This is a genomic window from Corynebacterium sp. 122RC1 (assembly GCF_024580955.1).
Classification (GTDB): domain Bacteria; phylum Actinomycetota; class Actinomycetes; order Mycobacteriales; family Mycobacteriaceae; genus Corynebacterium; species Corynebacterium kozikiae.
The window spans coordinates 79,868-93,239 of sequence record NZ_JANIKD010000009.1 but is presented as its reverse complement, the minus strand read 5'-3'; the positions used below and the strand labels follow the sequence as shown (position 1 = coordinate 93,239).

Annotated in this window: 11 protein-coding genes and 1 tRNA gene; 1 reads left to right on the top strand and 11 read right to left on the bottom strand. The window is 60.4% G+C overall.

All coding sequences use genetic code 11. The annotated features are described in order from the left end of the window. Positions 1 to 365: 365 nt before the first annotated feature. The 8 genes from NQ050_RS06195 to NQ050_RS06160 form a co-directional block, all read right to left on the bottom strand. A complete protein-coding gene (locus NQ050_RS06195; protein ID WP_257038424.1) occupies positions 366 to 872 on the bottom strand; it encodes a hypothetical protein in 507 nt (168 codons plus the stop codon). A 607-nt stretch (positions 873 to 1,479) separates the two neighbouring features. Next, positions 1,480 to 1,556: transfer RNA gene (locus NQ050_RS06190), tRNA-Leu, on the bottom strand. An 84-nt stretch (positions 1,557 to 1,640) separates the two neighbouring features. Then, complete coding sequence (locus NQ050_RS06185) at positions 1,641 to 2,591, bottom strand: Ppx/GppA phosphatase family protein (protein ID WP_257038423.1); 951 nt, start codon at positions 2,589 to 2,591, stop codon at positions 1,641 to 1,643. Positions 2,592 to 2,639: 48 nt separating this feature from the next. Beyond that, positions 2,640 to 3,185, bottom strand: a complete 546-nt coding sequence (locus tag NQ050_RS06180; RefSeq protein ID WP_257038422.1) for a DUF501 domain-containing protein — start codon at positions 3,183 to 3,185, stop codon at positions 2,640 to 2,642. A gap of 42 nt (positions 3,186 to 3,227) precedes the next feature. Then, entirely contained in the window at positions 3,228 to 3,755 is a 528-nt protein-coding gene (locus NQ050_RS06175; RefSeq protein ID WP_257038421.1) for a septum formation initiator family protein, read from the bottom strand. Between the two features lie 106 nt (positions 3,756 to 3,861). Next, a complete protein-coding gene (eno, locus tag NQ050_RS06170) occupies positions 3,862 to 5,139 on the bottom strand; it encodes a phosphopyruvate hydratase (protein ID WP_257038420.1) in 1,278 nt (425 codons plus the stop codon). A 247-nt stretch (positions 5,140 to 5,386) separates the two neighbouring features. Further along, positions 5,387 to 6,163, bottom strand: coding sequence for a lytic murein transglycosylase (locus NQ050_RS06165; RefSeq protein ID WP_257038418.1), 777 nt, complete (start codon positions 6,161 to 6,163; stop codon positions 5,387 to 5,389). 15 nt (positions 6,164 to 6,178) lie between these two features. Then, on the bottom strand, positions 6,179 to 6,775 hold the full coding sequence (locus NQ050_RS06160; RefSeq protein ID WP_257038417.1) for a MazG nucleotide pyrophosphohydrolase domain-containing protein: 597 nt from the start codon (positions 6,773 to 6,775) through the stop codon (positions 6,179 to 6,181). Positions 6,776 to 6,925: 150 nt separating this feature from the next. Between NQ050_RS06160 and NQ050_RS06155 the strand changes: the two genes are divergently transcribed. Beyond that, positions 6,926 to 8,407: an amino acid permease gene (locus NQ050_RS06155; RefSeq protein ID WP_257038416.1), complete on the top strand. Its 1,482-nt coding sequence runs from the start codon at positions 6,926 to 6,928 to the stop codon at positions 8,405 to 8,407. A 30-nt stretch (positions 8,408 to 8,437) separates the two neighbouring features. Here the strand turns inward: NQ050_RS06155 and NQ050_RS06150 are convergent, their stop codons facing one another. The 3 genes from NQ050_RS06150 to NQ050_RS06140 form a co-directional block, all read right to left on the bottom strand. Next, positions 8,438 to 8,773 (bottom strand): CHY zinc finger protein, encoded by a 336-nt coding sequence (locus NQ050_RS06150; RefSeq protein ID WP_257038415.1) that lies wholly within the window; start codon positions 8,771 to 8,773, stop codon positions 8,438 to 8,440. A 10-nt stretch (positions 8,774 to 8,783) separates the two neighbouring features. Then, complete coding sequence (gene mfd / locus NQ050_RS06145; protein ID WP_257038429.1) at positions 8,784 to 12,569, bottom strand: transcription-repair coupling factor; 3,786 nt, start codon at positions 12,567 to 12,569, stop codon at positions 8,784 to 8,786. 95 nt (positions 12,570 to 12,664) lie between these two features. Beyond that, positions 12,665 to 13,273 carry a TetR/AcrR family transcriptional regulator gene (locus NQ050_RS06140; RefSeq protein ID WP_257038414.1) on the bottom strand — a complete coding sequence of 203 codons (609 nt, stop codon included), beginning with the start codon at positions 13,271 to 13,273 and terminating at the stop codon, positions 12,665 to 12,667. Between the last annotated feature and the right edge of the window lie 99 nt (positions 13,274 to 13,372).

The following is a 13,372-nucleotide window of genomic DNA, read 5'->3' as shown; positions in this document are numbered from 1 at the left end:
ACAATACCAGCGCACCGCCCACAGGATCACATCACCCTGGAAATGGCGCCACTTGAAATCCGTCATCGTTCCGTCCGTCCAATCTCCGCCAAGCATGCTCAAGCTTCACGATTTTTGCAACAGAGCCATCCTGACCATTAATGGGAGGGCCGGATGGCCTATTCACACGGATCGATGCAGGCCACCTCTCTCGGATGTAAGACGTTTGATTCCCCTCGTGTTCCTCACGAGTCACGCCAGGAAGCTTCACATTCGCAGTTCGATGATGACGGCGGAGCGTGGAAAATCTAAGCGATGGGCCTGCTCAAACGGTCAAAGGTCAATACTCGAATTGCCCCACAGCAACTCTGATCGCGTCACGAAGGTCATCCGGCCCTTAGCGAATCCTCCAGATACTCAATTTTCTTGAAATCCTTAGAGTTATTATGTTCATTTCGATAGCCGTCTTGAGATGACGCCCGGTAGATTGCCAAGAACTGGTGTCGGTCTGGAAGGTAGAATTCCACTCCATTTTTAGACCTTAGTTCTAGATCTCCTACCTCAACGCCAGCGAATTCCTGCAACGTGTCAATCACACCGAATTCCACTGACAACCCATCGCGCCGGAACTCGAACTCATGTAGGTCGACAAGCTCATACCCCAAAACGGTCATGACTTGCTCGATTTGCTGGGCGGCAAAGATTCTCTCTTCATCTGGAGCTTCCCAACCACGCGGATCACCGGGTACATGAATATCGATATCCTTCGGATCCCATTCTGCTTTAGTCACCTGCTCCAGACCGAGGGACCCCATTAGGGTGGGAGTGATGCCAACTCCATTAAGTGCTACGGCGATCCTCAAAAACTCTTCGAACATATATTTTGCTTTCACCCGACACTCCCAGAGCCTCATTGTGGGGTTAACACCTCGTATAACATGATACTCTCAACACAAATGACGCCGCTATATATTTCTGGCCTCACCCACGAAGGCGCCGCGGCACCCTCTCGGACAACGCGGCACGTTTTTAGTTTCTGCAAGCGCTACTTAAGTTCAGGTAGCTAGCATGTGAGCACTCAAATTAGCGAGAGTTTGCTGGATCGGTAATTTGGCAACTGTTTCCTCGAGGTTACGCAGCAGAACATCTGCCGGTTCAGCAATACCGTTTCCAACACAGCGTGCATAGCTTTCCCAACTAGCATTAGGGGCGACTACGCCAAGCGTAGGTTGTGCAGGCGGTGCGACAAGTTATCCCTGAAGACCAGCCAACCACTAACAATTCAGGCCACCATTCCCATCACAGGGCGGTGGCCTTTTTGCTGCCTGAATCACGACTAGACCCAGTGGGTGTCGAACCCGCGTCACCAGCGACACCACACTCAACACAAAAGTCTAAAAATCTGCTCTGACCAGTACTTTCAGAGCTTCGTTGTAGGGTGAGACACTGAAAACGAAAAAGGACTACCTTCGTGCATTTGTATCACAAAGGTAGTCCTAATGGTGCCCCCAGCGGGACTCGAACCCGCACTGAATCGATTTTAAGTCGACTGCCTCTGCCAATTGGGCTATGGGGGCCCAGTACTAGCGCGCCGTGGCTCCGCTAGCACCCGCTTAGTCTACTTCGCTTTCACTCACTGGGAAAACCGCCAGCGGAATCCCCTATCGCGTTGCGATAGACGCGATGATGCCGTCCAGAATGTCCTTTTCAGAGATCACCAGCTCGGTGGCACCCGCGAGGTCTTCCATCATGTCCAGAATTCCGGAAACCACCACTGCCCCACCGGCGATCACATCAGCGCGCCCCTCATGAATCACTGGCTGCTGGCGCCGGGTGGCGGCGTCAGACGTGATGAGCTGCTCCAGGATTGGGCGGAGCCCTTCCAACCTCAGCCGAGCGCCGTGGATCTCCTGCGGATCGTAAGCCTCCAGACCCAGTGCGAGCGCTGCGATCGTCGTGAATGTTCCTGCGCAGCCCACAAACGTGCGAGCCTCGCTGATCGGTACAAGCGTTGTAGCAGTGGAGATCTGATCCTTCACCAGGTCGGCGGCGATTTCCACCTCAGTCTCGGTGGGTGGATCCGAGCGCATGATCCGCTCCGTCACGCGCACGCAACCCATCTGCGCTGAGAAGGCGCCGGCGATGGTTCCCTCGGCATCACCCACCACAAACTCGGTGGACCCGCCGCCTAGGTCGATCACGCAGAAAGGCCCTTGATCTGCTGGAAGGTCGGCCACTGCCCCCTGGAAACTCAGCGCTGCTTCTTCCTCACCAGTAATCACCTCCGCCTGGGAGCCGGGAACGACGTCACCAAGTAGCTTGGCTGCCATTCCGAAGAATGCATCGCGGTTGGAGGCGTCGCGTGTTGCCGAAGTTGCCACCATTCGTAGGTCGGTGACGTGCTCGCGCTTCATGATCTCCACGTACTCTTCCAACGCCTGCTGGGTGCGTTCCAGAGCTTCGGGGGCAAGTTCACCGGTTGCATCCACGCCCTGGCCCAGCCTCACGATTTTCATTGTGCGCAGGACTTCCGTGGTGGTGCCGTCGGTGACGTCGGCAATGAGCAGACGAATCGAATTTGTGCCGCAGTCAATCGCTGCAAGACGAGGCATTCTCTCTCGCTTTCTGTGCTTTCAAATCCGCTGGGTTTGCCTTGCGGTCTAGGCGTGGGTGAAATCGAACTGGTCCAGGGAAATACCCAAAGACTCCAGCGTTGGCCAATCCTGCGGAATCGCGGTCCCGCGCAAGCCGGCGTGCTCCGCGGCTAGGGCCACGGCCTCCGTACCTAAGCGGAAGTGATCGGGCCCTTCAGCCAGGGCGTATGCGATCAACACGTGGAGGCATTTTACTCGGTCGGGCATGCCGCCACCGGAAAAGTCAGTCCCCAGGTCTTCGATCTTGTTGCGAACTTCGAGGTAGTGCTCGTGTGCCGCACGGTAGTCTGCCGCCAGCTCTGCGTCTTCCTCCAGGCGCTGCGTCATCCACTTCATCACGTGGGCCACTTCAAGGCGGGATGCCTCCGCAGTAAGCCGTGGATCCGTGAGGTAGTACAGCGTTGGGAAAGGGGTGCCGTCATCCAAACGTGGAGCGGTTTTCACCACTCCTGGAACCCCATCGGGGCTGTGGTAGGAAACTTCCAGCACGCCGCGGGGCTCGCGGCCAAGCTGTGTTGCAATCACGGCGAGGTCTTGTTCACTGGCACTCATGGCGCCCATTGTCTCATGCAGCGGGCAAAAGCTCACATTCACTCACTCCGACGCCGGCGGTTCCTCCACTGGCGCAAGTGGCATCTGCATTTCCGGCGTGGCCTCCGGGACAACTGGCTCCGGGATGGTCACGGAATCCCAAAGCTGCTCAAACCAAGGGCTTTCGCCGGGTAGATTCTCCGTGGTGTCTTGCAACTCCGTACCGCGCGCTTGGAGGGATGGATCAATTACGCGAAACGCCAATTCCCCAGGCTCAATCACACCCAGGCGAGCTCGGGCTTGCTCCTGCACATAAGCCGGGTTGTTGTACTTCTCAATTTCTGTAAGCAGGCGTTGCTTTTCCGCCTCATTGGCCTGGATCTGTGCGGTCACTCGCACAATTTCGGCGCGCTGCTGCATGTAGATGCGCAGCGGCAGCAGGATTACCAACAAAACGACCACCACTACAACAGCAAGTGCTACCACCCCGCGGCTATTCAGCCGGACGCGCGGCCGCACCTTCGCTTGTGGCTTGCTGCGCTTTGAGTTCCGGTTCACCACCGGAACTGCGCGTCGTTTTGAAAACACCATAACGAATTAATCATAACCTCAATAGTCACAAAAGCGTGCGCTGACACCATGAGATATCAGCGCACGCTTTCAGCCCCAAGCCTCGCTGGGCTTGAGCTTCATGGCTCTAGCCGTTGAAGCGTGGGAACGCGGAGCGACCAGCGTAGACGGCAGCGTCGCCAAGCTCCTGCTCAATGCGCAGAAGCTGGTTGTACTTCGCAACGCGCTCGGAGCGAGCTGGAGCACCGGTCTTGATTTGGCCACAGCCAAGGGCCACTGCGAGGTCAGCAATGGTGGTGTCCTCGGTCTCACCGGAACGGTGGGACATCATGGTGCGGTAGCCGTTGCGGTGTGCAAGGTCCACGGCGTCGAAGGTCTCGGTGAGGGTACCGATCTGGTTTACCTTCACCAGCAAGGCGTTTGCAGCCTTCTTCTCAATGCCTTCCTTGAGGCGAGCTGGGTTAGTAACAAAGAAATCGTCGCCGACAATCTGAACCTTGTCACCAATAGCGGCGGTCAGAGCGGTGTAACCCTCCCAGTCATCTTCCTGCAGTGGATCCTCGATGGAGACGATTGGGTACTCCTCGATGAGGTTGGCGTACACCTGTGCCATCTCCTCAGCGGTGTGCTCGCCGCCCTCGAAGTGGTACTTGCCGTCCTTGTAGAACTCGGAGGAAGCAACGTCGAGCGCCAGAGCAACGTCCTTGCCTGGGGTGAAGCCAGCCTTCTGGATAGCCTCGACGATGAGGTCCAGTGCAGCCTTGGTGGACTCAACGGAAGGAGCGAAGCCACCCTCGTCACCCAGGCCGGTGGACAGGCCCTTGGACTTAATCACGGACTTCAGGGAGTGGTACACCTCTGCGCCGATGCGCAGTGCCTCAGCGAAGGACTCTGCACCGATTGGGGCGATCATGAATTCCTGAACGTCCACACCGGAGTCAGCGTGTGCGCCACCGTTGACGATGTTCATCATTGGCACTGGCAGGATGTGGGCATTTGGGCCACCAACGTAGCGGTACAGGGGCAGGCCAGCGGACTCAGCAGCAGCCTTAGCAACGGCCATAGACACACCGAGGATGGCATTTGCACCCAGGCGGGACTTGTTCTCGGTGCCATCGAGCTCGATCATGGTCTTGTCAATCAGGCGCTGGTCATCGGCCTCGAAGCCGGCGAGTGCGTCAGCGATCTCTTCGTTGACGTTCTCCACTGCCTTCAGCACACCCTTGCCCAGGTAGCGGTCGCCACCATCGCGGAGCTCGTGTGCCTCGTGCACACCGGTAGAGGCACCGGAAGGCACGCCTGCTGCACCGTGAGCACCGTCGTCGAGGAACACCTCCGCCTCAACGGTTGGGTTACCGCGGGAGTCCATGATCTCGCGTGCAAAAACGTGCAAAATGTCAGCCACTGTTCGTCTCCTCTTGACTGTGTGGAAGGCAAGCAGTGTGCCTGCCTAGGAATAGTTCACGCTCCGCTGGGGAAACAACCGTGACAAAACCAGAGTGTTTCCAAGAATGTGGCTAAAAACCACATCGGTTGCCCGATTGGCGCGTACCCATTCAATTATGCCAACAAATCGGAAATCCGGCACCGCAGAATCAGTGTGGTTTTTCACAATCACCGGACGATCGGCCGCACTTGAGCCGCAAACAACCCTAAGAAGCTGGCTGCCCTAGCGCATAGGAGGCCGCTGCGTTGCGCACGTTAATCACATATTGGTTTGAGCGGTTGTAGCTCAAGATCGCTTCCTGCCACTGCTCGGGTACGGAGAGGTCCCGTCCTTGGCACAGGAGGTTTGCGGCGGAAAGGGCGGCATCGTCGATCTGGTTGGGGTCTGCTACCCCATCACCGTTGGCGTCCAGGCCAAAACGCTCCCAGGAAGTGGGAATGAACTGCATGGGGCCAACCGCGCGGTCGTATTCGGTGTCCGTGTCCAGGCGGCCGCCGTCGGTATCCCTGATTTCCGCGAACCCCGGCGAGCCGTCGAGGGCCGGGCCGAGGATTGGGGGAAGAACGTAGCCGTTTTCGTCGATTTGCCGGGAATTGAATAAGCTGCCGGAGTACGTCCCGTGGCGGGTTTCCACGTACCCCAAGCCAGCCAGGGTGTTCCAGGAGAGGTTGCAGGTGGGCCAAGCATCTTGGGCAATGAGTTCTGCGTTCCCGTACGCCCTGATTGCCGCCGAGCTCACTCCGATTTCCGCGGCCAACGGGTCAGCCCAGAACGTGAGTTTGTCTGAGGTGCGGCCGGGGGCGTGAACGTCGATGGCCGGCACGGCAGCACCGCGCGCCGGGGGCATATCCACAGGCACTGGTTGCATTTGACGGATCGGGGCTTGGCCACCCAAAAAAGAAAGAGCCCAGCCCACAAAGGAGATCACCAGCACCACCGCCAGGATCACTCCTAGGCCACAACCTGCCGCTTTCCGCCCCACAAAGTTCCTTTCCGGTTAGGCCTTTTTCCCTTTTTGCCAGAGTTCTTCTTGTTCCTCAATGCTCACGATTCCTGTGCTGCCGTCAAAGAGGTACGGCTGCCGAGCTGCCATCTTATCCACAAATGCTTGGGCCACGCCGGAAAAGTCAAAGGCGCCACGGCGGTCGGCAATTTCAGCGTGGAAGAGCACCTGCAGGAGCAGGTCGCCGAGTTCATCACGAATGGCCTCATCGCCCAAACCATCGCGCACGGCCTCCACGAATTCCTGCGATTCCTCCAGCAGATAGGGCACTAAGGAGGCGTGCGTTTGGGATTGTTCCCACTCGCCTCGGCGCAGCGCCTGCCGCATCAGGGCAACGGCCGTGCCGGTGGCGTCGGTACGCGAAGGGACCTCAAGCACCTCATCACCGCGGGTGATCGCCTGGTGCACCTGCGGGTCCCACGCATTGGTACTCACCAAGATGGTGTCCGGGCCGGCGGCGATATGATCCGGGAGATTCCATCGAACCCCCACAGGCACTTCATCGGTGAACGTGCAGGTTCCTTGCAGGGATCCAAGCAGGTCAAAGGGCACCATGGAGGGCCAGCGGGAATCGAGGAGCAAAACGGTCATGGTGCCATCCTAGCCGCCGTGGCAACCAGGTTCGGCACCCGCAGAACCAGCACGCATCCATGCACCTCCAGAGCTCGCCCCCGAACCCGCACCAGAGCTCGCCCCAGAGCCCGTTTTGCTCACCTGGTTGATCCGATACGATGTTTCCTCGTGTCAGAACAAAACTCCCAGCCCAAAGCGCATACCGTCCCCATGTGGACGCTGGTGGGCATTATCATTGGCTCCACCATCGGCGCGGGCATTTTCTCGCTGCCGCAAAACATCGCATCGGTGGCAGCACCCGGCGCTATGCTCATCGGCTGGGCGATCGCCGGCGTGGGCATGCTCAGCGTAGCGTTCGTGTTTCACATTCTGGCGCAGCGCAAGCCCTACCTGGACGCGGGCGTGTACTCCTACGTGCGCGCCGGGCTGGGAGATTTCATTGGCTTTGCCTCAGGCTGGGGCTACTGGCTCGGCTCGGTGATCGCGCAGGTGGGCTACGCCACCTTGTTCTTTAGCACTATCGGCCACTACATTCCGTGGTTCGACCAAGACCACAGGCTCACCCAGGCGATCGCTGTTTCGGCGCTTACTTGGCTGGTGTTCGCCGGGCTGACCCGCGGAATCAAGCAGGCGGCGGTGATGAACGCGGTGACAACCATCGCCAAGCTCCTGCCGATCCTGTGCTTTGTGGTGTTGGTTGCGTTCCTGGGCTTTAGTTGGGATCGTTTCACCTTGGATTTCTGGGGCGAGGCAAGCTCGGTGAGCGTGTTTGACCAGGTGCAGGGCATCATGCTGTTCACGGTGTGGGTGTTCATCGGCGTGGAAGGTGCGAGCGTGTACTCCAAGCAGGCGAAGACCCGCGCGGACATCGGTCGCGCCACGGTGATCGGGTTCCTCACCGTATTGGTGCTGTTGGTGACGGTTTCCTCCCTGAGCTTTGGCGTGCTCACCCAGGCGGAGCTGGCCGCGCTACCGGACAACTCCATGGCCGCCGTCCTGGAGGCCGTGGTGGGGCCGTGGGGTGCGGCGTTGGTCTCCATTGGCCTGTGCTTGAGCGTGCTGGGGGCCTATGTGTCTTGGCAGATGTTGTGCGCGGAGCCGATCGCCATGATGGCCGCGGACCGGCTGTTGCCGCAGGTGGCAGGGCGCATCAATGCCAACGGCGCCCCGTGGGTGGCACAGCTCATCTCCACCGTGGTGATTCAATTGTGGGTGGTGGTGTTCTTCCTCAACGAAACCACTTACGTTTCCATGGTGCAGCTTGCCACCGTGATGTACCTGCTGCCATACACCTTCTCCGCGCTCTACCTGGTGCTGTTGGCCACCCGCGGCCGGGGCATCACCCATCCGCACGCTGGCAGCCGCTTCAATGACTCCGGCCCGCAGGTGCCACGCCAAAGCAACATGCGCCACGGTGCTGTTGGCCTGCTGGCGTTCGTGTACTCCCTGTGGCTGTTGTACGCCGCCGACCCCAAATACATCCTCTTCGGTGCCCTCGCCGTGCTACCAGGTCTGCTGCCCTACGTGTGGACTCGCCTCGCCCAGCGCGAACGGGTGTTCAATGCCTTCGAATGGTGTGTGGTTGCTCTGGTAGCCGCTGGTTCGGTGGCGTCGGTGTGGGGCCTGGCAAGCGGTCAGCTCTCCCTCTAGATCCAAGGAGCGTGCCGACGCGCCCAGCGCTCACCCCAACTGCCAGTAGATCGGCGCGTGCAGGTGGCAGCCGGGGTTAAAGGGATGCTGGCAGGAGGGGCAGTGCGGCTGTGCGGCGTATTGGGGGTAGGTCATCACCTCGCCGCAGGCGCAGCACATCGCGCCCAGTTGATTGGTGGGCATGGGCCCAAATCGGTGGCCTTGGGCCTCTTCGTGGCACTTGTGGCACGCCCACCACTGACCGCAGGTGACGCACTTGTTTGCCACCACATCAAGCTGTGAATGATAGTGCTGGCAGCGGCCTTGGGAGTCCACTAACTGGCCGCGCACCTGCGGTGAGGTACCGTTTCCGGAATTGTGTGGCATGTACCCTCCCCTAGCGCAGGCGGTACTTCCGCCGCCTGGCCTCACGCTTGTCCTCGTAATCCAGGTCATCGTCGGTGACCACCACGGAACGGGCAGACCTGGCCGCGGAGCGTGGTGCCGTCTCCCGCGCGCGGGCGCTGCTGGGGCTGGCGCTTGGCAGCGTCGGCAATTCTTCCAGTTTTCCGCCTGCAACATTGACGCGTTCCACCTCAAACATTTGGTGCAGGAAGTCCGCAACCCATTGCAGCAGCTCTACGTCGCGCAACGGTTTGTCCGTGACGTTTCGCCCCTGCTTGGGGAAGCTCAACTGGATAGCCTTCGCCGCTGCGCGGAACGTTGCGGAAGGCTGCAGGCGCTTGAGGCGGACCTGCTTGGAATCCGGCAACTCCACCGGGTGGATCTTGATGCGAGTGCCTTGCACGCCGATGTCGGAAATCCCGGCCGCACGGGCAGCAAGGCGCAATCGCGCCACCGCAAGCAGGCGCTGAACCTCGGCGGGGACGGGGCCGAAGCGGTCCTCCATCTCCTCCACCACCAGCCGAATATCTGCCTCAGACTGGGCGGAAGCCAGCTTGCGGTACACCTCCAGGCGCAGGCGCTCGGCGTTGATGAACTTCTCCGGGATGTGGGCGTCCACCGGCAGGTCAATGCGAATTTCCTTGGGGCCCTGCTCCGTGGCATCCACCACCTTGCCGTCTGCCATCGCCCGGTAGGCCTCCACGGCCTCCCCCACCAGACGAACGTAGAGGTCAAAGCCCACGCCCGCGATGTGTCCGGACTGTTGCGCGCCGAGCACGTTGCCAGCGCCACGCATCTCCAGGTCCTTCATGGCCACTGCCATGCCGGCACCCAGATCATTGTTTGCGGCGATGGTAGCCAAACGATCGTAGGAGGTCTCAGTGAGCGTGACCCCCTTGGGGTAAAGGAAGTAGGCGTAGCCGCGCTGGCGGGAACGGCCCACACGCCCACGCAACTGGTGCAGTTGGCTCAAGCCCATGTGGTGTGCGTTCTCCACGATGAGGGTGTTGGCGTTGGCGATGTCCAAACCTGTTTCCACGATTGTGGTACACACCAGCACGTCATATTCCCTATCCCAGAAGCCCTGCACCGTGCGCTCCAGAAGCTCCTCACTCATCTGGCCGTGCGCCACCACGATGCGGGCCTCGGGAACGAGGTCGCGCAGCTCGCGGGCCTTCTTCTCAATGTCCGCAACCTTGTTGTGCACATAGAACACCTGGCCGTCGCGCAGCAGCTCGCGGCGAATTGCCGCCGCCACCTGCTGTTCCTCCTGCACACCCACGTAAGTAAGGATGGGGTGGCGGTCCTCAGGCGGGGTAAGAATAGTGGACATTTCCCGAATGCCCGCCATGGACATCTCCAAAGTGCGCGGGATTGGCGTGGCAGACATGGTGAGCACGTCCACGTGAGTACGCAGTGCCTTGATGTGCTCCTTGTGCTCCACGCCAAAGCGCTGTTCCTCATCCACCACAACCAGGCCGAGGTTCTTCCACTGCACGCCAGTTTGCAGCAGGCGGTGGGTGCCAATCACAATGTCCACCGAGCCATCAGCAAGCCCGCGCAAAATCTCCTTTGCTTCCGCCGCGGAGGTGAAACGTGAAAGCCCCTTGATTGTCACGGGGAACCCAGCCATGCGCTCTTCAAAGGTGGCCAAGTGCTGCTGCGCAAGCAACGTGGTGGGCACGAGCACCACTACCTGAGTGCCGTCCTGAACAGCCTTGAAGGCAGCTCGCACGGCAACTTCAGTTTTGCCGTAGCCGACGTCACCCACTACCACTCGGTCCATCGGGACCGGCTTCTCCATGTCCTCTTTCACGGCCTCGATGGCGAGCATTTGGTCTTCCGTTTCCACAAACGGGAAGTTATCTTCCATCTCCTGCTGCCAGGGGGAATCCGGCGCGAAGGCGTGCCCCGGCGCGGATTGCCGCTTGGCGTAGAGTTCCACCAGCTCACCGGCGATCTCACGGACCGCGGCGCGGGCCTTCTTTTTGGTGTTCTTCCAGTCAGAGCCACCCATCTTGGAAAGCGTGGGGGCCTCGCCACCCACGTATTTGGACAGCAAATCCAGGGAGTCCATGGGTACGTAAAGCTGGTCTGGCGGGTTGCCGCGCTTGCTGGGCGCGTACTCCAGCACCACGTATTCGCGGCGGGAGGTTTCATCACCGGTAGTGATGGTGCGCTCGGTCATCTGCAGGAAGCGGCCGATGCCGTGGGTTTCATGCACTACATAGTCGCCGGTTTTCAGCGCCAATGGGTCCACGCGGTGGCGCTTTTTCGCCTTTCGCCGTTTCGCCCCAGCGATGTCTCCCACGCGGTTGCCCGTAAGGTCCGTTTCCGTGACCACTACCAGCGGCAGAGCCTGACCAGCCGGGGCATTTCCATGCTTGCGCACTTTGGGGAACACCAGTCCGGCGTGGCTGAGTGCCTGGTAAAGGGTTACTTCCCCAGGGCTGGGCTCCCACCCTGGGGTGGCAACCCGAGTAGCGATACCTTTTTCTGCGAAGCGTTGCTGCATGCGCTTAATCGCGCCAGCCGCCGGGGCGATGTAGGCGGCGCGCCCTCCGGCGAGGGTGTGCGCGAGCAGCAAAGCCATCATCTCATCAATGGCTTTGAGGTCACCGCGCGGGGTGGGACCAGGCTCGTAGCCCAGGTCAAGGGTTTGATTCTCGGCGGCGCCGAACATACCTGGGGGCGCCATGGTCCACCACACCCCGCCGGCACGTTGGGCGGAAATCTGCAGGGACTCATAGGACCTGTAGGAGCTGGCCTCCAGATCAAGACCTTGCGCTGCCACCGGGCCTGCGGCACCCATCGCCGCTGCCTCCCAGCCCGCGGCTAAGAACTCCGCATCCGTGGCCTGGAGATCTTCCACGCGCCTGCGGATCTTCTCCGGGTCAAGAGCCACAACGTGGGTGCCTTGAGGCATGAGTTCCATGAGGGGAACCAGAGGCTCGTCCTGCAGCACCGGGATGAGGGCCTCCATGCCGTCGGAGTACATCCCCTCCGAGATCTTGGTGAGCAACTCCTGCAACGTGGGGTTTTGCTGGAACTTCGTGGCCAGCTCGGCGGCACGCTCCCGCACCTGCTCAGTGATAAGGAGCTCGCGCGCCGGGTAGATATGGACTTTCTCTAGCGTTGCTTCAGTATAGGCGCGCTGGTCAGCCACGGAAAACTCGCGGATTTCTGTGATTTCATCTCCCCAGAACTCCAAACGAACCGGCTGATCTGCGGTGGTGGGAAACACGTCCACGATGCCACCGCGGGAGGCAAACTCACCGCGCTTGGCCACCAGGTCCACATGTTGATAGGCGCGCTCCACCAGCGCGTTGTGCAGGGCTTCGATCTCGAACTGCGCGCCTTCTTGCAGCACCAGCGCCTCCCGGCCCACCGCCTTAGCCATGATGGGTTGCGCAACGCCCCTCGCCGCGGTGACTACAACGCGCAGGGGGTCGTCGGCACGCGAAATCCTGTCTAGGATGCTTGCGCGTGTACCCACGATGTCTGCGCCCGGACTGAGGCGTTCGTGCGGCAGCGTTTCCCACGCCGGCATCCACGCCACCTTGTTGCCCAGCATTGCTGCGAGCTCGGCGCTGAGATCTTCGGCCTCGCGGCCGGTCGCGGTGACGACGAGCACCGGCGCCGCCTGCGCCAAGGTTGCCAGTGCCCACGGACGTGCCTGGGGCAGCGAGGTGAGGTGGAGGTGCGGCTCGCCGACGTTTCGCAGCACGCCCTTGAGCTTGGGGTCAGAGGCCGCGACTTTCAGCAACCCGGCGAGCATAGGGGTCGCGGGCGCGCCTGTTGCTGGAGTTGGTGCTGGCGGGTTGTCGTGTGGGTTGCCGTGTGGGGCCACTTCCGTGTTTCTCCTTTTGGGGCTTAGAGCCGCGGTTCTGCTTCCATGCCGGCGAGGCCGTTCCAGCTCAGGTTCACGATGTGCGCTGCAACCTCCTCTTTGCTGGGAGCATCCTCCATTTGGCGTTGGTCCAACCACCACTGGGCGGTCATGGACACCATGCCCACCAGCGCCTGCCCGTACAACACCGCATATTCCGGATTGATTCCTTGGCGTGTGAAGGCATTGGCCAGGATGTGGGAGACTTGCGCCACGAAGTCGTTGAGCAAGGTGGAATACGATCGGCCCTGGCCGGGGGTCATATCACGCACCAAGATCTGGAAGCCATCGGTTTCATCTTCAACGTAGCCAAGCAGCGCGAGGACGGCCTGCTCAATGCGCGCCTTGGAGCGCCCCGTTTCCAGCGCCTCGGTGACGAGCTGCTCCAGGCGGATCATTTCACGATCCACCACCACCGCATACAGGCCCTCTTTACCACCAAAATGCTCGTAGACCACGGGTTTTGTCACCCCTGCCCGTGAGGCGATTTCCTCCACGGATGCGCCGTCGAAGCCACGCTCCGCAAACACCGAACGCCCAATGGTGATGAGCTGTTCGCGGCGCTGTTTCCCTGTCATTCGCTGCCGAACCATAGTTAGTAACCCTACAGTTTCCCCACCCACAATCCCCACCCACGATGCCGCACCGCGGGACTTGGTCATCAAGCCTTGGGTCTCAACCCTTGCACAGCA

Coding starts and splice junctions, on each gene's coding strand:
- NQ050_RS06180 (WP_257038422.1), bottom strand. CDS start 3,185: ATGAGTGCCAGTGAACAAGACCTCGCCGTGATTGCAACACAGCTTGGC.
- NQ050_RS06140 (WP_257038414.1), bottom strand. CDS start 13,273: ATGGTTCGGCAGCGAATGACAGGGAAACAGCGCCGCGAACAGCTCATC.
- NQ050_RS06185 (WP_257038423.1), bottom strand. CDS start 2,591: ATGCCTCGTCTTGCAGCGATTGACTGCGGCACAAATTCGATTCGTCTG.
- NQ050_RS06150 (WP_257038415.1), bottom strand. CDS start 8,773: ATGCCACACAATTCCGGAAACGGTACCTCACCGCAGGTGCGCGGCCAG.
- NQ050_RS06175 (WP_257038421.1), bottom strand. CDS start 3,755: ATGGTGTTTTCAAAACGACGCGCAGTTCCGGTGGTGAACCGGAACTCA.
- mfd (WP_257038429.1), bottom strand. CDS start 12,569: ATGCTCGCCGGGTTGCTGAAAGTCGCGGCCTCTGACCCCAAGCTCAAG.
- NQ050_RS06160 (WP_257038417.1), bottom strand. CDS start 6,775: ATGACCGTTTTGCTCCTCGATTCCCGCTGGCCCTCCATGGTGCCCTTT.